The sequence below is a fragment of the Fundidesulfovibrio agrisoli genome, assembly GCF_022808715.1.
Classification (GTDB): Bacteria; Desulfobacterota; Desulfovibrionia; order Desulfovibrionales; family Desulfovibrionaceae; genus Fundidesulfovibrio; species Fundidesulfovibrio agrisoli.
The window spans coordinates 67,668-87,169 of the sequence record NZ_JAKZKX010000007.1; the positions used below are offsets into that span (position 1 = coordinate 67,668).

The following is a 19,502-nucleotide window of genomic DNA, read 5'->3' on the forward strand; positions in this document are numbered from 1 at the left end:
AATGGAAAGGACTGGTTTGTCGGTTTTTCGACCCCCCACCACCAGTCCGTAATGGAAAAAGCTCTAGCGTTTCCATCCCCGCCAGAACTAACGCCATTATCTATTTATTCCCCAGGCTCACGAAAACCAGCGCGGTTACAAATCCTAAAGCGCCTAGCCCGCTCACGGGGGACATGAAGGGGAAGGAAAGCGCTGGGTTAGGCCCCGCGCTTTCCTGTATCTCCTCTTACTTATCCTTCTTAGGCTCAGCCTTCTTACTCTTGTCCTTCTTGTCCTTCTCCCCTTCCTGCGCGAAATCCCTCAGCCCTTCGGCCAGTTGCCTCAGCCGGGCGTCGGCCAGGGCGTTCACGCTGCCCTCGGGGTATTTGCCGTCCTTGCCGCGTTCCCCGGCGGGAACGCCGGTGAGCACCTCCACGCCTTCGTCAATGCTGGCCACGGCCCAGATGTGGAACTGGCCCTCCCGCACGGCCTCGATCACCTCCTCGCGCAGCATGAGGTCCTTCAGGTTGGCTTTGGGGATCATCACGCCCTGCATGCCGGTGAAGCCGCGATCCTTGCAGCAGAGGAAGAAGCCTTCGATCTTCTCATTGACGCCGCCGATGGGTTGCACGCGCCCCATCTGGTTCACGGAGCCGGTCACAGCCACATCCTGCCGCAGGGGCACGCCCGAGAGGCTGGAGAGCAGCGCGTAGAGCTCCGTGGAGGAGGCCGAGTCGCCGTCCACGCCGGAGTAGGCCTGCTCGAAGGCGATGCTGGCCGTGAGCGAGAGGGGCCTGTCCTGCGCGAACCTGCGGCGCAGGTAGCCCGCCAGGATGAGCATGCCCTTGCTGTGGATGGGGCCGGAGAGGTCGGCCTCGCGCTCGATGTTGATGATGCCCTCGCGGCCCATGGCCGTGGTCGCCGTGATGCGCGAGGGCATCCCGAAGGCGTGGCCGCCCATGCTGTACACGGCCAGGCCGTTGACCTGGCCCACGGCCGCGCCGTCCACGTCCACGAAGAGGCTGCCACGGGCGATCATCTCGCGCAGGATGTCCTGTATGCGGCTCAGGCGGCCGATGCGCGCGGCGAGGGCCTCGCGGGCGTGCTCCTCCTGCACGGTGTCGGACCCGGCGCGCTTGGCGTAGAGGTCGGCCTCGCAGAGCAGGTCGGTGTGCAGGGGGAAGGCCGTGGAGAGCTTCTCAACGCGCCCGGCCATGCGCACGGCGTGCTCCACCACCACGGCCACGGCCCCGGCCGTGAAGGGGCGCAGCTTGTGCTCGGCCGCCTCCCCGGCGATGAACCGGGCCATCTGCGTGACGGCGGTCCCGGTTTTGTCCATGGTGCGGGAGAAGTCCGCCCGGACCTTGAAGATCTTGGGCAGGTCCTGGTCGTAGTAGCGCAGCAGCTGGTAGAGCCGCTCGTCCCCGAGCACCACCACCTTCACCTCCATGTCGATGGGCTCGGGCTTGAGCCCCGTGCCGGAGATGAAGTAGAACGGGTCGTAGGTCTGTATCTCGATGCTCTCCGTCTTGAGGGAACGTTTGAGCGTCTGCCAGACGCCCGGCTCCATGATGGCGTCCATGAGGTTGAGCACCAGGTAGCCGCCGTTGGCCTTGACGAACGCCCCGGCTGTGATCTTGGAGAAGTCCGTCTGCCATCCGCCGTAGGGGCCCACCACGCGGTCCACCCCGCCGAAGAGGTTGCGGTAGGTGGGGTAGGATTCGATGACCACGGGCGGCCCGGCCTGCTCGGCGTTGTCCACCAGGAGGTTGATGTCGTAGGGGTGCAGGACCGCCTCGGGGGACGGGGCGGAGAAGGGCATCCCGGGCATCATGCCCTGGGGCTTGGCCCCGATGGTCTTGATCTCCTCCAGGTTGTCCACCATGTGCTCCACCATGGCCTCCAGGTGGGCGCGCACCTTGGGGTCCTGGTGGGCTTCGCGCAGGGGGCCCTGGAGGTCGGTGGCCATGGTGCGGAACATGATCTTGTCCACATCCTCCAGCTTGCGGTCCACCTCCTTTTGCAGGTCGCGCACCTCCTGGACGATGTGGTCCACATCCTCCTTGACCTCGGCCCGCTTGGCCCGCAGCCGCTCGAACTCGTCCTTGGGGAAGCGGCCGTTGGCCACCATGGCCTCCAGGTCGATGATGCGCTTGGGCTCGCCGTCCACCACGGGCAGCACGTCCGGCCGGGTGTATGGCCCCACCTCCATGCGCACCATGGCCAGGCCGGTGTTTTTGACCTTCTCCTCCACGGCCTTGTAGAACTCCATGACCTTCTTTTCGTGGAGCTCGATGATCTCGTTCTTGCGGGCGATGTACTCCTCGCTCTCGAAGAGCTGGGGGATCTCCTTTTTCAGGCGCTCCAGGAACTCGTGCACGTCCTTCTTGAACACCGAGCCCAGCCCGGCCTTGAAGCGCAGCAGCACCGGGGCCTCGGGGCGCTTGAAGTTGTTGACGTAGCAAAGGTCGTCGGGGATGCGGTCGGCCTTGGACCTCTCCTGGAGCAGCTTTTTGACCGCGGAAAGCCGCCCGTGCCCGGGGTCGCCCGTGACGAACACGTTGTAGCCCTTACGCAGCATGTCCATGCCGAAGCCCAGTGCTTCCAGGCCCCTCTCCTGCCCGATGACGGCGTCCAGGGGGGTGAGCTGCGCGGTGGTCTCGAAAGCGAGGGAAGCCGGGTCGAGCCTCCAGCGAAGGCTTTCCGGGGGTACTTCGAAATATGGTGAGGTCGCGGTCATGGTGCGCTCCGGTGGAGTTGGCGACGCCGCCCGCCGTGGCCCCGGCGGCTCGCGTGGGTTGCCGGGCCTAGCTCTTGCGGACTGGGATGCTGCGGACGGGGGGGAGCCCCTGGCGGCGCAGGCGAACGGTGAGCGTGCCGCCGGAGAAGCCCGCCTCGGCCGCCTCGATTGCGAAGGGCAGGGTCAGCTCGCGCGCCATGCGCAGGCTGCCGCCACCGCCCCGCTCCCGGGCGGCCGAAATGGAGAGCACCCGGCCGGTGACGCTCACGGCCACCTCCTCCGGCTCGAACCCGGAGAGGGGGCAGGTGACGAGCCAGTCGTCGCCGACGGCCTCCAGGTGCATGCCGCCCTCGGGGCACACGGCCCTGGGCAGGCCGAAATCCTCGAAGAGGGCGCAGAAGCGCCTGTCCATGTCGTCCTTGAGCTTGGCGAGCTCGGTGGTTCCCCAGGAAATGAGGTCGGGCATTGTCGCGCCTCCGGAAGGGGTTTCGCCGCACGGCCCAGGCGGGCCGGAAAGGCCGGGAAGGTACTTTCGCCCCATATACCAAGAGGCTGGGTTTATGGCGACAAAAAAAGCCCCGGCGCGTGCGCGCCGGGGCCGGAAGAGGCTGCGGGAGGCCGGGGCTACTTCAGCCCGATGCCCTTCTTGATGAACTCGAAGTCGATGTTGGAGCTCACCAGCTGCGCGCCCTGCTTGATCTTGATGATGTCGCGCAGCTTGTGGCGCTGCAGGATGGTCTCCATCTTCTTGGCCACGGAGAAGGTGTCGTCGCGCACCACGATGATGGGTATCTCCAGCACCTCGGAGCGGGTGAGGATGATGTCGTTGGGGTAGAGGTTGCCGGTGAGCACCAGGCAGGGGCTGTCGCCCTCCAGGGCCACCAGCTGCACGTCGGAGCGGTCGCCGCCCACGATGACGGCGGCGTTCTTGTTCTTGCGGAAGTGGGTCAGGAAGTTCTCCACCTGCATGGTGCCGATGAGGAAGCTCTCCACGATGCGCTCCGCCTTGTGCTGGGCGGAGATCACCTTGCCGCCCAGGCGCTCGGCCAGGTCGGCCACCTTGATGGCGCCCATGAGCGGGTCCTTGGGGATGATGCCGAGCACGCGCACGCCCTTGCGGTTCAGGAAGGGCACGATGAGCGACTCCACCTCGTCCAGGAAGTTGGGGGTGATGTCGTTCAGGATCACTCCCAGCAGGTTGTCGCCGAGCGTCTCCTTGAGCACCACGAGGTAGTCGTAGTTGAGCTCTTTCTGGAAGCGGTCGATGACGATGGCCGGGATGTTCAGGCGTTTGACCACGCTCACGCCGTCCACGTTGCAGTAGGTGCCCGAGTACATGGAGCCGGAGCCGGCCACCAGGGTCACGTCCTTGCCGGCGGAAAGTTTTTCGTAGCCTTTGACGATGATCTCCATCAGGTCAGGGCACTGGCCGGAGAAGGCCTTGACCTTGAAATCCTGCGTGACCACCACGGGCGTCACCTCGGAGGGGTCCTCCTCGAGGCCCAGCACGCCCTGGACGAAGTTGGCGTCGTCGTCGCCCAGCTTCCCGGCCACTTCCTTGGGCATGGCACCCACGGGCTTGTAGTAGCCGACGTTGAAGCCTTCCTTCTGGAACTTGAGCCCAAGGCCCATGATGACCATGTTCTTGCCGGAATAACCGGAAGTGGAACCCACGTAGATGCCAGCCATGCTGCCTCCCCGACCTTGCGTCACTGTGATCCCGCCGCGAGCCGCACGCTCACCGGCCTCCGGCGGGAGGGCCATTGCTTGAATCCGCTGGTTAGGGCCGCCCGGAAGCGGCCATGGCCCGGGCTGGTCCCGGGCGATTTCAGTCGCCGTTCGATCGCCTGCCCAGGATGAAGTGGGCGTCCACCACCAACGCCCCGCCCGGATGGGCCATGATCGGGTTGAAGTCGCACTCCACGATCTCCGGGAAATCTACCGCTATCTGCGAAAGGGTCAACAAAACATCCTCGATGGCCCGGAAATCCACGGGCGGCTCGCCGCGCACGCCGCGCAGCAGGGGGTAGGTGCGTATCTCGCGCACCATCTCGCCCACGTCCAGGAGCGACAGCGGGGCCAGCCTGCTGGAGACGTCCTTGAGGACCTCCACGTAGAGCCCTCCCAGGCCGAACATCACCAAGGGGCCGAACTGCGGGTCGCGCTTGAAGCCAGCGAACACCTCGCGGGAGCCGGGAGGCGCCATCTGCTGCACCACGCAGCCCATGACGTAGGCCTCCTTGATGCGGCTTGCCCGGTTGGTCACGTCCATGAAGGCGCGGCGCACGTCCGCCTCGCCCTTGATGTTCAGCACCACGCCGCCCATGTCGGACTTGTGGGCGATCTGGGGCGAGGCGATCTTGAGGGCCACGGGGTAACCGATGGTCTTGGCCGCCTGGGCCGCCTCGTCGGAGGTGCGCGCCAGCACCGTTTTGGGCACGGGCAGGCCGTAGGCCTTGAGCACGTCCATGGCCTGGAACTCCACCAGCTCGGAGAAGCCCCTGGACTTGGCCTTGGCCAGCACGTCCTTGGCCTGGAACGTGTTGGACATGTAGCAGATTTCCACGGGCAGGGGCCGCTTCATCCACTCGGAGTGCCTGAACAGGGCGTCCAGGGCGCTCACCGCGTCCTCCGGGGAGCTGTAGAAGGGCACGCCCGCCTTGCGCAGCACCTCGCGGGCCGGGGCCGTGGCCGCGTCGCCCAGGAAGCAGGCCGCCACGGGCTTGGCGCACTCGCTGGCCTGCCGGGCGATGGCCCAGGCCACCTGCTCCAGGTCGGCGTGGCAGCTGGGGGTGACCACGGGCAGGAGCATGTGCACCAGCGGGTCCTGCGCGGTGGCGGCGAGGGCCTTGGCGAAGGTCTCGGCGTCGGAGGTGCCCAGGATGTCCACGGGGTTGTAGAAGGAGGCGTGGCTCGCCAGGAAGCGCTTGAGCTCGTCCACGGTCTGGCCGCGCAGCGGGGCCATCACCAGCGACGAGCGCACCAGGGCGTCGGCCGCCAGGATGCCCGCGCCGCCCGAGTTGGTGACCACGCAGATGTTGGGCCCGTCGGGCTGCGGCTGGCTGGAGAAGGCCACAGCGAGGTTGAACATCTCCCGCAGGCCGCCCACCCGCATGATGCCGGACTGGCTGAACACGGCCTGGCAGGCGTCCTCGGAGCCGGCCATGGCCCCGATGTGGCTGGAGGCGGCGCGGGCGCCCTCGGGCGTCGCGCCGGACTTTATCATGATGACGGGCTTTTCAAGCGTGGCCTCCTGGGCGGCGCGCAGGAAGGCCTGGCCGTCCTCGATGTTCTCCACGTAGCCCAGGATCACCTTGGTGGCCGGGTCGTCCTTGAGGTAGCGGATGACGTCCGTCTCATTGACCACGGCCTTGTTGCCAAGGCTGATGAAATGGGAGAAACCGACCCCCTTGCCCGCGGTGGCGTCCAGGATGGCCATGCCCAGCGACCCGGACTGGGTGAAGAACCCGATGTTGCCGGGCGCGGGCGCGGCGGGCACGCCCAGGGCGTTGCAGTTCAGGGCGGCGTTGTAGAGGCCCAGGCTGCTGGGGCCGAGCATGGCGATGCCGTGCCGGCGGCAGACCTCCACGGCCTCCATCTCGAAGTAGTAGCCTTCGCGCCCCACCTCCTTGAAGCCCGTGGAGGTGACGCACACGCTGCGCGCGCCCACGCCACCGAGGCGTTCCAGGGTGGGGGCCAGCTGCTCGCGGGGCAGGCAGACCACGGCCAGGTCGATGCCGTGGGGCAACTGCTCGATGGCGTGCAGGGCCGGGACGCCCAGGATTTCATCGGCAAAGGGGTTGACCGGAAAAATTTTCCCCTGATACCCGGCGGAGAGCAGGTTGGCCACGACCACGTTCCCGATCTTGCCGGAAGTGCGCGAGGCCCCGACGACCGCCACGGTCCGGGGTTGGAGAAGGGAGAGCAAATGGTCGTTTCGTTCCATGCGGCCGCCGAAGGAAGGCATTGTAATGACGGAAGATGCGTTGGATAGCCTTCAGGAATGTATTTCCTATCGCTTTGGGCAAGTCAAGCTGTTGACTACCGCCCTCACCCACAGCTCATACGCCAACGAGCAGGGCTGCACCCACAACGAACGTTTGGAATTCCTGGGTGATGCGGTATTGGAGCTTACCGTTTCCGAGGAACTTTTCAACCGTTTTCCAGATGCTCCGGAAGGAGCTTTGACCAAGCTTCGCGCACGGCTGGTGAGCATGCCGGGCCTTGCCGAGATGGCCCGTGCGATCCGTCTGGACTCCTTCGTGTACCTGGGCAAGGGCGAGCAGTCCCAGGGCGGGGGCAGCCGGGACTCGCTTTTGGCCGACGCCTTCGAGGCGGTTCTGGGGGCCGTGTTCGTGGACGGCGGCTTCGAGGCCGCCCGGGGCGTGGTGCGCCGCCTGTTCGCCCAGCGCTGGCCCGAAGGCGTGGAGCAGCCCAAGGTGCGCGACTACAAGAGCAGGCTGCAGGAGCTGACCCAGCAGAGCCACCGCTCGCGGCCCATCTACAGGCTGCTGGGCAGCCACGGCCCGGAGCACGAGAAGGTGTTCGAGGTGGAGCTTGTGCTCCCCGAAGGCGGGACGCTTCTGGCCACTGGGGCCAGCGTGAAGAAGGCCGAGCAGAACGCGGCGCGCATGGCGCTCGAATCCTACCAGAATAATCAGGGCCAAAAAGATCAGGGGCCGGAAAAATCAGGGCCGGAATAATCCGGTTTGATGCAGGCCAGGGGTGGGAGCCACTCCCGGCTCCGCCCCCCCTGGTCCCGTCAATCACGCTATCGGCGTCAGGATGGCTAGCCCTGCAGCAGCTGGGTGGCCATCTTGGGCAGGCTGTTGGCCTGCGAGAGCATCGCGACCGCGGACTGCGTGAGAATCTGCTGACGGACGAACTCCGTCATTTCGGTGGCGACATCCACGTCCGAAATCTGCGATTCGGCGGCCTGCAGGTTTTCCGCCTGGATCTGCAGGTTCTGGATGGTGTTGGACAGGCGGTTCTGGGTGGCGCCCAGGTTCGCGCGGATCTTGTCCTTGGAGACGATGGCGTTGGACAGCGCGGCCAGGGCCTTCTGGGCCAGATCCTGCGTGGAGATGGAGCGGCCGGCCTTGCCCGCGCCGGCGGACATGCCGATGCCCAGGCCGGATGCGGTGGCGTTGCCGATGCTGATGAAATAGTAGTCCTCGGCGCTGGAGTTGCCGGAGCCGAAGTGGATCTTGATCTTGCCCGTGGGGTTCAGCCCGGTGCCGTCGTGGGTGGGGCTGGAGAGGTTGCCGTTGAGCAGGTAGATGCCGTTGAAGTTGGTGGCGCTGGCGATTCGGGTGATTTCCGAGCACATGGCCTGGTATTCCGAGTCGATGATCAGGCGCTGGTCCGAGGTGTAGGTGCCAGTGGAGGCCTGGGTCGCCAGTTCCTTGAGGCGGATGAGCTTCTCGTCCACGACCTGGAGCGCGCCGTCGCCGGTCTGGATCATGGAGATGGCGTCGTTGGCGTTGCGCACGCCCTGGTTCACGGACGCGATGTCCGCGCGCATGAGCTCGCGGATGGCCAGACCCGCGGCGTCGTCGGCGGCGGTGCCCACGCGCAGGCCCGACGACAAGCGGCGGGTCGCTACGGACAGCTTGCCGTACGAGTTGTTGAGGTTTCGAGAGGCGTTCATCGCCATCATGTTGTGATTGATGACCAGGGACATGGGATTACCTCCTTGTGGTAAGGCAACTTTCCTTGTTGTTGTCCTCCTTATGCTTCATCCGTGCCAAAACGAATTTATGCTGCAATTGCAGCATATTGAAAATTGGCATGGGATTTTTTTCCGCGTTCCGGGGTCCTTGAGGCCAAACTTGCCCCCTCGCGGCGGTGATTTTCCGACGCCCACGCGGCAAGAAAAGCGCGCCCCGGAAGACGGCCCGAACCGGGGAATTTTCAACGGCCTGCCGGGCGGACCTCTAGAGCCTTGATGCTCAGGCCGAGCCTGCGGGTGTCCCGCCCTGCGCCCAGCTGGGCGGGGCTGGCCGGAGCCGGGGGGATGATCGTGATTTCGCGCAGGCCGCCCTCCGTGACGAACCGCCTGGCCACGGCCTGATATCCCCCGGCGTCGCCGAAGACGTATTCGCGCTCCACGCCTCCGGCGCGCACGGCCACGGGCCTGCCCGCGTTGGGGCCGTAGGGCCTGGCCTCCAGCACCAGCTCGAAGCGGGGCGGCAGGGGGCGCGAGAAGATGATCGTGGCCTCGGGAGCCAGGTTGGCGTCGGTCCAGCGCCCCTGGGGCTCAGGTTGGGAGAAGCCCACCGCCGCGTCCACCTCGGGGGGAAAGCATCCTCCTGTCAGATCCGCGCGCCACGGCGCATCCCCGCCCTGCTCCGCCGCCTCGGTCGTGGGAACGGCGGCTGATCCCGCGCCCCTGGGCGGCAGCATGCGCCCCATGAGGCGGCCGCCGCCGTGGAGGCAGACCCAGCGCTCAAGCCCCCCCTGAACGTCGCCGCGCAGCAGGAACAGGTCCTCGGGGTAGCCCGGCGGGAAGTGCCCGCTGTAGCCGTTGACCGTGGGGATGTTCATGTCCTGCGAGGCCAGCATGGCGTCGAGCTGCACGACGTAGAAGGGCTCGCCCGGGGCGCGCGCCGCGTCCAGGAAGAGCACGGAATCGGGCCTTGCGGGTCCGAAGCCGCTTTCCACTGCCTCCAGCCTGGCTCTGGCCTCGGCCAGGGAATAGGAGGCCAGCGGCAGGTGCGCCTGCTCCAACAGGACAAGGCCGGCCAGGGCCGCGACGAGAACGACCGAGAATCGCGAGCCCGCCGCTGCGCGCTGGCGAAGCCGCCGCTCCAGCGCGGTGACGCCCACGGCCAGGGCCACGGCCAACGGGAACAGCAGCACCAGCGCGATGCGCGTCACCGAGCGGATGGCCCCGACTCCCGGCGCGGCCGAAACCAGCAGCATGTACAGGCTGTGCCCGCCCGCGTGCAGCGTCAGGATGGCCGCCAGGGCGAAGCACCACCAGAAGGGCATGGCCCGCCGCGCCAGGGAGTCCCGCCCGATCAGGGCCAGCAGCGGCAGGGCCGCCAGGGCCAGCAGGGGGGCGAGCCCGGGAAACAGCGGGTGCTCGTGGGCCAGGGGCAGCCGGGAGCTGAAATCCGTCGCCCAGGACCACCAGAGGCTCTGCGGCGCGTTGAACCAGGAGAGCAGGCGCGGCAGCATGGCCTCGATCTCGGAGGCCTGGCGCATTCCAAGAGCCCGGGACGCCCGGATGTAGGGCGCGAACAGCGGGACGAGCGCCGCCCCGGCGGCCAGCAGCAGGGCGAGGCGCGCCGGAAGCCCCCGCCAGCCCCCGCTGATGACCGCCAGCCGCGCCGCGAACCCGGCGCGCCAGGCGGTTGCGGGCTCGCCGCCGCCCGCAAGCAGGTGGGCCGCCGTCATCAGGCCCAGGCACAACCCCAGGAAATAGCCCAGGTAGATGCCGCAGTACGTCTGCCAGACCAGCGCCCCCAGGGCCAGGGCCAGCGGCCCGGCTGCCCCGCCCCGCAGGAAGGCCGCCCAGGCGGCGAAGGCGATCGGAACGCAGAAGCGCGGGAGCAGTTGGGCGTGGTTGAGCTGCCCGGCCACGGGCAGGCCGAAGGCGAAGACCCAGGCCCCGGCCGCGGCCCCGGCCAGGCCCGCGCCCAGCCTGCGCAGCGCGCCGTAGCAGGCGAAGAAGCTGAACGCCGAGCACAGCGCCATCCAGGCCGGGAACGCGGCCTCGCGCCCCAGGCCCGCCCAGCGCAGCGCGGCGTAGAAGGGCAGCGTGCCCAGGTGGCTGTCGGAATAGGCCGTGACATCCGGCGCGGGATAGTAGAACGGCGCGGACCAGAAGGACGGGGCCTGCCCCGTGAGCCAGCGCCAGCCGTGCTCCAGGATGTACATGTTGAAGCGGCTGTCGCCCAGGTCGCCCGGTATGCGCCCGGGCGTGAACAGGGAGTACAACCCCGCCGCCAGGGCCGCCAGGAGCAGGAGCGTGCGGAAAAGGGAGCCTGATCCTCCGCCATGGGAAGTGGAAGGTTGGGAAAGGCCGGGCCCGGCGGGAGAGGAAGTCATCCCCGGAGCCTAGGGCATAAGCCGACGCCCTTCAAGAGCGCCGGGAGTCACGGCTGCGCCCTCCCATGAACGCAGAAGCCCCCCTGCCGGGCGTGCCGGGAGGGGGGCTGCATTTTCTGCCTAGCCGGGCTAGCGCTTGAGCTGGATGACTTCCGAGAGCATGGAGTCGGCCGTGGTGATGATCTTGGAGTTGGCCTGGAAGCCGCGCTGGGTCTGGATCATCTGAACCATCTCCCGGGCCATGTCCACGTTGGAGGTCTCCAGGGAGTTGCTGGCCACGGCGCCCAGGCGGCCGGTGTTGGCCCTGCCCGTCACCGCGTCGCCCGACTCGCGCGTCTGGGAGAAGAGGTTTGATCCCTCCCGCTTGAGGCCCCAGGGGCTGGAGAAGTCCGTGAGCGCGATGACGTAGAGCTCCTGCACCTGGCCGTTGGAGAAGTGGCCCGAGAGCACGCCGTCGCTGTCCACGCTGATGCTCTGCAGGGTTCCCGGGGGATAGCCGTTCTGCGAGAGGTACAGGTTGGAGGACGAGGCCTCGTAGTTGGTGGTGGAGAGGTTGTTGCGCGTGAGCGTGGAGGGCACGAAGCCCTGCAGCAGCGGCGAGTTGGTGAGGAAGTTGAAGCCGATCTGCGAGGCGTCCGTGGCAGCGGAGGCGTTCCACTGGGTGGAGGCGCTGCGGATGCCGAAGTTCAGCGACATGCTCACCGCGTTGGAGGCCGTGGTGACGCTGGCCCCCGAGACGCTTCGGAAGTTGGCCGTGAACACCGGGTAGCCCGAGCCCGAGATGCGGGCCTGGGTCCAGTTGGAGAGGTCGCTGACGCTGCCCGTGATCGCGTTGTTGTTGAGCGTGAAAGCGGTCTGGTTCTCCAGGGCGCCCGAATCTGAGAAGGTCATGGTGCCGATCATCAGCACGCCCGCGTGGGCGTTGGAGGCCATGTTCACGGGCTGGCCGTTGACGGTGAAGGTGCGGCCGTCGGCAGTGGGATCGGTGGTGACCATGTACTCCCAGTACTCTTTGCCGTTCACGTCCGAGATCTTGTCGTAGTAGACCGTGAGGTTGTGGGAGCCGCCGCGCTGGTCGTAGACCTTGATGGTGGTCTGGAACCCGAAGGCGGTGTCCGGCAGGGGGGAGTCCTGCGGGCGGGTCGGGTTGAAGCGGTAGTTCTGGAAGAGCGAGAAGGCCGGATTCGTCGTGGCGGTGGACTTGCTGCCGGTGCGCGGGTCCAGGTTGGTGACCACGGTGACGTTGTCCGTGGGCTGGGCGGCCAGGGCCAGGGTGTCCAGCCGGACGTCGGTGACGGAGCCCCTGGTGGGGATCTTGGTCACGGTCTGGCCGTTGGCCCGCTCGGCGCGCAGGTTCAGGGTGTCCACCTGCCAGCCCTGCACGGTGTAGTGGTTGGGGTCGGTCAGGAATCCGTTCTGGTCGAAGCGGAAGTTGCCGGCGCGGGTGTAGTAGGTGGCCTGGTTGTTGCGGTCGCGCACGGTGAAGAAGCCCTGGCCGGAGACGGCCATGTCCGTGACCTCGTTGGAGGTCTCGAAGCCGCCCTGGGAGAAGTCGCCCAAGATGGCCTCGGGGCGCACGCCCTGGCCCAGCTGGCTGGTGCCCACGCCGGTGCCGATGTTGGCGTACACCAGGTCTTCAAAGTCCATGCGCTGTGACTTGAAGCCCACCGTGTTCACGTTGGCCAGGTTGTTGCCGATGACGCCCATCTTCTCGCCGTGGGCCATGAGGCCGGTGACGCCCGCCCACATTGAAGTCGAGAGACCCATATTCCACCTCCGAAATCTGCTGCCGGAAAATTCTGCCCGCTACGAGGCCGAGGCCGCGGGAGTGACGATCCCCTTGATGTCCGTGAAGGGCACCTGCCTGCCGTCCGTCGTGGAGAGGACGTACTGGCCGGAAGAGTCCGTGGTGACCCCGCTGACGATGCCCGTCACGCAGGTGCTCACCATCATGGACGTGCCGTCCACCTTGGCCGTGGTGACGCCTATCGAATAGTAGCCGTCGTCCACGGTCTTGCCGTTGTAATCCTTGCCGTCCCAGCTGTAGGCGTGCTCGCCCGCGGTCTGCGCGCCCAGGGGCGTGCTGCGGATGATGTTGCCGCTGGCGTCCATGACGTTGATGGTCACGGAGGCCGCGTCGCCCGGGATGGTGTAGTAAAGCTTGCTGACGCTCGTGCCGGTCTTGGAGAGCGTGTCGCCCGAGGCCTTCACTTCCTTGCCGATGAAGCCCACCGCGCTCATCATCTCCTGGCGGCCCTGGGCCTGGATCAGGCCGTCGATGCCGGAGCTGATGTTGGTGAGCTGCTCAAGGCTTGAGAACTGGGCCAGCTGGGCCACGAAGTCCTTGTCGTCCATGGGGTTGAGGGGATCCTGGTACTGGAGCTGCTTCACCAGCAGGTTCAGGAAGTCCTGCTTGCCGAGCTGTTTGGAGCTGCCAGCGGCCTGGGTCAGGCTGCTGCCGGTGGCTGAAACTGCGGAAGTGCTCATCGGATCCTCCTGCGGACTAGGCCACTATGTCCAAGCCGCGCTGGGTAATTTTTGCCTCTGCACCCACACTTTGCATCTGCTGGGCCAAAGACTCCCCGCCGGAGGAAAGAAGCGTGTTCGCGCGCAGGCGCTCCAAGGCGTCGCGGCGCTGCTGGAACTCGTTGTGCTTCTCGGAGCCGCCCGCCCACTGCTGACCCAGGCCCGCGTCCTGCGCGGCCTGGTGCTGCACTTCGAGCTTGGCCACGGAGAGGCCCTGGTCCTCCAGGTTCTTCTTGAGCTGGCCCAGGTTCTCCGAGAGCATCTTTTCGGCCTCGGGCGTGTCGGCCTTGATCATGGCCTGCACTTCCTTGCCCTTCACCGTGAGCACCACGTTGAGCTTGCCCAGGCCCTCGGGGGTCAGCTCCAGGGTGAGCTGCTTCACGCCCTGGCCCATGTTCTTGAACACGCCCGACTCCACCTGCTCGAGCAGCTGGCTGGCCTGGGTGCGCGCGGCCTGTGGGTCGGCGGCGCGGGCCTGCGCGGCCTGAGCGCCCTGGCCGGGCTGGCCCAGGCCGAAGAGCGACGCGCCCGTGGGGTTCGCCCCGCTCTCGGTGCGGATCTTGCCGCCCAGGTCGGCCACGGTCTGCTCGCCCGCGCCCTTGCCGGAAGATTGCTGGTTCTGCTGGCCCGCGCCCTGGTTGCCCGCCTGGCTGTTCGCCTGGTTGCCGGGCTGCGCTCCGGGCTGGACTCCGGGCTTGGCCCCGGCCGCGTTGGCTCCGGGCGTCCCGGAGGAGGCCTGGGCCTTGGCGTCGGCCGCCGCCACCTTGGAGGAGTCTTCCTTGCCCGCGCCCAGGTCCTGCGGGTCCTTGAGCAGGGAGGATGCCCGCACCCCGGCGGGGCTCGCCTTGGCGGCCGTCCCGGCCTTGTCCTTGGCCTGGGCCATGGCCTGTTCGAGCACCTGGCGCACGGGCTGGAGCCCGGCCTCGGCCTGGCCCTTCTGGGCGGTCACTTCCTGCTGCACGGCGGAGAGCATGGTCTTGAGGCCCGCGCCGGTGAGGTCGGCCCCTTCCACCTTGGCGCCCAGCGTGGCCAGGCGGTCGCGGGCCTCCTGGGGCAGGCGCAGGGCCTTGGCCAGGGTGGCCATCTCGTCGCGGGACATGCTGAAGCTGCCGGAGGAGCCCTGCTCCGAGAGCTGGGCCGAGACCTGCCGCCAGACGTGCTCCGTGCGGCCGTTGGCCAGGGCGTCGGTGAGCTCCTTGGCCTTGGCCTCGCTGAAGCCCATGTGCGAGAACAGGGAGGCCAGGGTCTGGCGGTCCTGGTCGGAAAGGTCTTCCTTCTTCACCTGCTTGGACACCGTGGCCTGCTCCACCTCGTGGGTGAACTGGCCCCAGGTGACGCCCTGGGGGCTGTCGGCCTTGGCGGTCAGCTCGTCCAGCTTGGTCTTGGGCACGCCCGCCTCTTCCAGCTTGGGGGCAAGCTGCAGGATGTCGTCGCGGGTCATCTTCACGTCGCGCATGGGGTCGCCCGCCGTGGAGCGGGAGCTCTCAGGCTCCGTGGACGGCTGGGAGAACGGATCCTTCACGGGCAGTGGGGCGCCCAGGGCGTCGTCGACGATGGCGCTGGCGCTCATCTTGTAGCTGTTGAGCAGCCCGGCGAACATGTCCGCGGCGCTCGCGGATGTAGCCCCGGAGAGGGATGAATCCTTGGGGACGAACCCAAGGCGGGCGATCGAAGTGGGAAGGATTTGCATGTCTTTCCTCCTGACGGCCCTGATTGTTCAAAAGCCGTTCCAACTTGCGAGCCACGCAATTACGAGCACTTGCGGCCATCTGTCGGCGGCATGAATTTCCCGGGCGGCACAATCGGCAGCCCGGCGGGGAGGAAATTGATGGGGATTCCGGCCCGTTGGGCCAGAGGAGGCGATCAAACGGAAGCAGGAGAGACTGAGGCGAGCACGGCCCCCAGCAGGCCCTGGCATTCGGCCCTGGCCTCCTGGGAGTAGTCGGCGTTCTCCAGGGCCATCTGGACGTATCCCGCCGCCGGGCGCAGCATGGGCGGCCAGGACTCCAGGAAGGCGGGGGGAAGCGGGCCGCCCGCCGCGAGCAGAGCCTCCACGCGCCCGTAGAGCCGGGCAGCACCGCGCGCGAAGGAGCGCGCCAGCTTCGGGTGCGCCCCGGCCAGGGCCAGCCAGTCCCGCCGGGGGACGTCCTGCCCCCAGAGCCCGAAATGCGCGCCGAAAACCCCGCGCCAGAACTCGCCCAGGCCGTCTCCGGCCCTTGGCCTGGCGCGCCCCACCGCTTCAAGCTGGTAATATCCGGCGGCGCCGCGCCCGGTGCGGTACAGGCGCATGCCCGGCGGGGCCATGGGCCGCCCTCCCCTGGCCAGCTTCCAGGCCAGGTAGGCCACTTGCTCCGGGTCGAAACGCTCCCGGCAGCGCGGTTCGGCGAAGCGGCACTGCCAGCAGCCCTGGCAGGAAATCCCGGCGCGCAGCACGTAGTGCCCGGGGCTGAACGGCCCCGTCTCCCAGGGGTTCACCGGCCCCATGGAGAGGTTCAGGGTCAGCAGGCCGGACCAGGCCGCCACGTGCATGGGCCCCGTATCCGGCGTTATCATCAGCGACATGGTCTGCCCGGCGGCCATGAACTGCTCCAGGGAGAGCTGCCCGCTGAAATCCGCCAGGGTGCCGCCGTGCAGGGCGCGCACCTCGGCGGCCAGCGCCTGCTCGGCCGGACCGCCCAGCAGCGCCACGGCCAGCCCCCGGCGTTGCAGGGCGTGGGCCAGCGCGGCCCAGAAGGCGGCGGGGGGTCGCTTCTCCTCCTGGCTGGCCCCCAGGAACAGGCCCACGCGGTCCTTGCCGGGGGCGGGGGTGCGAGGGGTGTCGAAGACGGTGGAGGCGATCTGGCGGGGGTCCACGCAGTCCAGGGCGTTGAGCTCCACCCAGTGGAAGCGGTTGTGCCGGTTGTTGCCCGTGAGCGCGGCCCGGTAGAGCTGCCAGCGCCCGCCCACGCGCAGGTGGTCCTCCTGGTCGCGGTAGGGGCCGAGGCGGGTGGCGGCCCGCAGCCCGCCCGCCAGGATGGCGGCCTCGGGCCTGTGGCTCAGGTTGACCAGCAGGGAGTATTCGCTGGCGGGCAGGTGGTCCACGGCGGTCCAGGGCGCGTAGACCACCGGCGGGGACACGGCCTTGAGCCCCTGGTAGAACTGCTCCTCGGCCACCACCCACACCGGGCGGGCGGGCTGGGCGCGCTTCAGCCACAGGAACAGCGGGAATGAGAGCACGATGTCCCCCATGCGCTGCATCTGCAGCACCAGCGCCGGAGCCGGAGCTGGAGCCTGGGCCGAAGCTTCGCCGGAAGTCTGGCCGCCAGTCTGGCAGCCGCTCTGGCCGCCGGTCTGGCACATGCTGTGGGGGGAACCGATCACCGGGCCAGCTCCAGCGCGGCCCGGCGGGCGCGAAGGTCCTCCAGGGCGGCCTCAAGGGCCGTGGCGGCGGCGCGACGGAACTCGACGGCCTCGAACTTCTGGTGCAGCTTGTACTGGTTGGCCCAGCCAAGGCCCCACTGGGCCTGCCCCACCCCGCCCTGGCTGCCGGTGCTCTTGAAGTGGCGCACCCGCAGGCGGCCCTGGTACACCGGCGTGAGCCCGGCCAGAAGCAGGCGCACGTCGTGATCCAGGTCGTCGTACTGGGTGGGGGAGTAGCGCAGGTCGAACCCGCCCCGGGCCAGCAGGCGCCCGGTGCGGAACATGTGGCAGCAGCCCGTGACCGTGGCGCAGGGGCGCACGTAGCCGAACTGGCCCATGTCCAGGGTCTGGTGGTGGCAGTCGGACAGGGCGAAGCGCCTGGCTCCCGGGGCCTGGGCCTGTTCCTCGGGCTCGGGCAGCAGGAAGGTGTCCGCCGACTGGATGCGCACCGGCGCGGCGTGGTCCACCACCCTGGCCCCCCAGACCCCGGCCTCGGGATAGAGGCGCTGGGCCGCGCCCAGCAGGCCCAGCCAGTCGCGGGGCAGCTCCACGTCGTCGTCGAGATAGACCGTAAAGTCCGCACTGCGTGTCAGCGGGAGGGCGGCCAGCCAATTGCGCGCCGCCGGAGCCCCCACGTTCACCGGCAGGGAGACGATTTCCAGGCGCTCCGGCCCCAGGCGGCCGCGCCAGGCCGTAAGCACCTGGGCGGTGTCGTCGGTGCTGCCGTTGTCCAGCACGGCCAGGCGGGCCTGGCCAAGGTCCGAGGCGGCGAGGCTGGCCAGGGTGGCGTCGATGTCGCGGGACTTGTTGAAGGTGTAGAGCAGCACGGCCACTGACCCGAAGTTGGGGCCGGGGGTGGACGCGGCCCGGGCCTGGCCCGAAGTTTGGCCCGGTGTCTGGCGCAGCGCCTCGCTCGCCAGCAGCAGGGGGGTGGGGTTCCAGGGCTCGGCCGCGAGCCAGCGCCGGGAGCCCGTTTCGTCCCCCCGAGCCAGGGCCGCGCGCCGGGCGGTCAACAGTTCCGGCAGCTCCGCCAGGGAAAGAATCTCCAGCGCGCGCCCGCCCTCCCCCGCCGTGAGGGCCGCGTCCGCCCCGGCAAGGGCGGCCAGCAGGGGCTGGCCCCAGGCGGCAAGCAGCGCGGCCAGGGCCTCGGCCCAGTCCTGGTCCATTTCGGCCAGGGCGTGGCTCAGGGCCAGGCGGACCCAAAACAGGCAGCCCTCTTCGGCCTGGAGCCGGGAATCGAGATAGGCCTTGATCCGGGCGTGGTCGCGGCCATGGTCGGGACTGGAGGCCAGGCGGGCGTATTCGGCGGCGTCCCCGGGCTGGCGGGCGTAGCGGGCCGCGAGCATGGCCGCGCGCGCGGCCAGGGGCCAGGCCGTGAGCAGCGGGGCCGCCTGGAGGGCCAGGGCCGCATCCAACGGGGACTGGGACCAGGCCGCCACGGCCAGTCGCTCCGCCAGCTCGCCCTCCCCGGCCTCCGCGGCCAGTCGGGAGCAGCGGGAAAGATGGGCCGCGCCCTCCCCGCCGCAGACGAGCAGGGAGCGCAAGGGCTCGGGCAGGTTCTCCAGGGGCGTGCTCATGCGCCGGCAGGCTCGCAGTATGATAACCCGAATGTCTCGCGCACGGTGCGCAGCAGTTGGCCCATGCGGGCCACGTAGGTGTGCTGGGCCAGCACGCGCTTGCGCGCGGCCTGGGCGATGCGGGCGCGCTCCGTGGGGTGGGCCAGGAAGTGGCGCACCATGTCCGGGATTTCGTCCGGGTCGCCGTAGAGGGCCACCTCCCTGCCCGGCTCGAACAGGTTCTCGATCTGGGCGCGGTAGTCCGTGAGCAGGAAGGCCCCGCAGGCGGGCACGTCGAACACGCGCTGGTTCACCGCGCCCTTCATCTGCAGGCTGGTGCAGTTGAAGTTGATGTCGGAGAGCGGATAGAAGCCGGGCAGGTCGTCGTAATAGGACAACTCCGACAGCCGCCGCCAGCGCCCGCCGGGCTGCGCGCCCTCCTTGCCGAAGGTGGTCAGCCAGCCCTCGTCGCCCACGATGGTGGGGCTGAACTCCATGAGCTTGCCCAGGCAGCGCGCCCGGTACTGGCGGGTGGATTCCCAGATCACGGCCGTCTCGTAGGAGAGCTGCCGGTCCGGCGTCTCCAGGGCCTCGAAATCGGGGGCCAGGGCGGGGAAGCGCTCCCGCAGGAAGGCCCGCACGCTGCCCTCGGGGTGCTCGCCGAAGGCCTGGGCCAGACGGGGCATGGCCGCGCGCAGCCTGCGGGAGGGGCGGGCGTGGTCCAGGCGCAGGCAGGTCTTGATGACCATGGAGTTGCCCACGAAGCTCACGGCGCTGCGCCAGGGGCTCGCGGTCTGGAGCTCGGCCGGGGGGGCGAAGCGGCGCTCGTCCGCGGCCAGGGGCAGGTGGAAAACATGGTCGAAGCCCATCTGGCGCAGAGGGGCCATGTTGTCCGCGTCCCAGGTGAACATGGCCGTCTTGGCGGCGGCCGGGCGGGAATACAGGGCCAGGCCCAGGGCCGGGTTGTCCACGAACCAGGAGGCCAGGGGGATGTCCAGGCGGGAGAGCAGCCCGGTGAGCAGGCCCTCGTGGTCCACCCCCAGGTGGTTCACGGTGAGCAGAAAATGGGGGCGCAGCCGATCCATCCCCTTGAGCAGGGGCCGCAGGTACTCCTCGCTGTCGAGTTCGTCCCCGCCGGTGTCCAGGTAGGCGTATTCGACCCCCATGCGCCTGAAGGCGGTCATGATCTCGCCCAGCAGGAAGAACCGGCTGGTGACCAGCAGCACCCGGGGGGACTGCGCCATCGC

Annotated in this window: 13 protein-coding genes; 1 reads left to right on the top strand and 12 read right to left on the bottom strand. The window is 68.4% G+C overall.

The features are described from left to right. Positions 1-226: 226 nt before the first annotated feature. From MLE27_RS07170 to MLE27_RS07185, 4 genes are all read right to left on the bottom strand, one after another. On the bottom strand, positions 227-2,719 hold the full coding sequence (locus tag MLE27_RS07170) for a Lon protease family protein (protein ID WP_243311380.1): 2,493 nt from the start codon (positions 2,717-2,719) through the stop codon (positions 227-229). Positions 2,720-2,786: 67 nt separating this feature from the next. Further along, on the bottom strand, positions 2,787-3,185 hold the full coding sequence (locus MLE27_RS07175) for an Hsp20/alpha crystallin family protein (protein ID WP_243311381.1): 399 nt from the start codon (positions 3,183-3,185) through the stop codon (positions 2,787-2,789). A 158-nt stretch (positions 3,186-3,343) separates the two neighbouring features. Further along, positions 3,344-4,408, bottom strand: coding sequence for a phosphotransacetylase family protein (locus MLE27_RS07180; protein WP_243311382.1), 1,065 nt, complete (start codon positions 4,406-4,408; stop codon positions 3,344-3,346). Positions 4,409-4,547: 139 nt separating this feature from the next. Further along, positions 4,548-6,665: an acetate--CoA ligase family protein gene (locus MLE27_RS07185; RefSeq protein WP_243311383.1), complete on the bottom strand. Its 2,118-nt coding sequence runs from the start codon at positions 6,663-6,665 to the stop codon at positions 4,548-4,550. A gap of 25 nt (positions 6,666-6,690) precedes the next feature. Here MLE27_RS07185 and rnc point away from each other — a divergent pair, with 25 nt between their 5' ends. Further along, positions 6,691-7,422 carry a ribonuclease III gene (gene rnc, locus MLE27_RS07190; RefSeq protein WP_243311384.1) on the top strand — a complete coding sequence of 244 codons (732 nt, stop codon included), beginning with the start codon at positions 6,691-6,693 and terminating at the stop codon, positions 7,420-7,422. An 86-nt stretch (positions 7,423-7,508) separates the two neighbouring features. On the opposite strand, the gene MLE27_RS07195 is transcribed toward rnc, so the two are convergent. The 8 genes from MLE27_RS07195 to MLE27_RS07230 all read right to left on the bottom strand — a co-directional run bounded on the left by MLE27_RS07195 (position 7,509) and on the right by MLE27_RS07230 (position 19,499). After that, positions 7,509-8,402, bottom strand: a complete 894-nt coding sequence (locus MLE27_RS07195) for a flagellin N-terminal helical domain-containing protein (protein ID WP_243311385.1) — start codon at positions 8,400-8,402, stop codon at positions 7,509-7,511. Between the two features lie 230 nt (positions 8,403-8,632). Continuing rightward, positions 8,633-10,663 carry a DUF7024 domain-containing protein gene (locus tag MLE27_RS07200; protein ID WP_243311386.1) on the bottom strand — a complete coding sequence of 677 codons (2,031 nt, stop codon included), beginning with the start codon at positions 10,661-10,663 and terminating at the stop codon, positions 8,633-8,635. 240 nt (positions 10,664-10,903) lie between these two features. Next, a complete protein-coding gene (locus MLE27_RS07205; protein WP_243311387.1) occupies positions 10,904-12,541 on the bottom strand; it encodes a flagellar hook protein FlgE in 1,638 nt (545 codons plus the stop codon). 39 nt (positions 12,542-12,580) lie between these two features. Next, the gene (locus tag MLE27_RS07210; RefSeq protein WP_243311388.1) at positions 12,581-13,261 is read right to left on the bottom strand and encodes a flagellar hook assembly protein FlgD; all 681 of its coding nucleotides are present in this window, start codon (positions 13,259-13,261) and stop codon (positions 12,581-12,583) included. 16 nt (positions 13,262-13,277) lie between these two features. Further along, positions 13,278-14,990, bottom strand: a complete 1,713-nt coding sequence (locus MLE27_RS07215) for a flagellar hook-length control protein FliK (RefSeq protein ID WP_243311389.1) — start codon at positions 14,988-14,990, stop codon at positions 13,278-13,280. A 173-nt stretch (positions 14,991-15,163) separates the two neighbouring features. Next, a complete protein-coding gene (locus tag MLE27_RS07220; protein ID WP_243311390.1) occupies positions 15,164-16,660 on the bottom strand; it encodes a glycosyltransferase family 9 protein in 1,497 nt (498 codons plus the stop codon). Further along, on the bottom strand, positions 16,657-18,276 hold the full coding sequence (locus MLE27_RS07225; RefSeq protein ID WP_243311391.1) for a glycosyltransferase family 2 protein: 1,620 nt from the start codon (positions 18,274-18,276) through the stop codon (positions 16,657-16,659). Before MLE27_RS07225 ends, MLE27_RS07220 begins: the two co-directional genes overlap by 4 nt. After that, on the bottom strand, positions 18,273-19,499 hold the full coding sequence (locus MLE27_RS07230; RefSeq protein WP_243311392.1) for a CgeB family protein: 1,227 nt from the start codon (positions 19,497-19,499) through the stop codon (positions 18,273-18,275). The genes MLE27_RS07225 and MLE27_RS07230 overlap by 4 nt, the downstream gene beginning before the upstream one ends. Positions 19,500-19,502 lie beyond the last annotated feature (3 nt).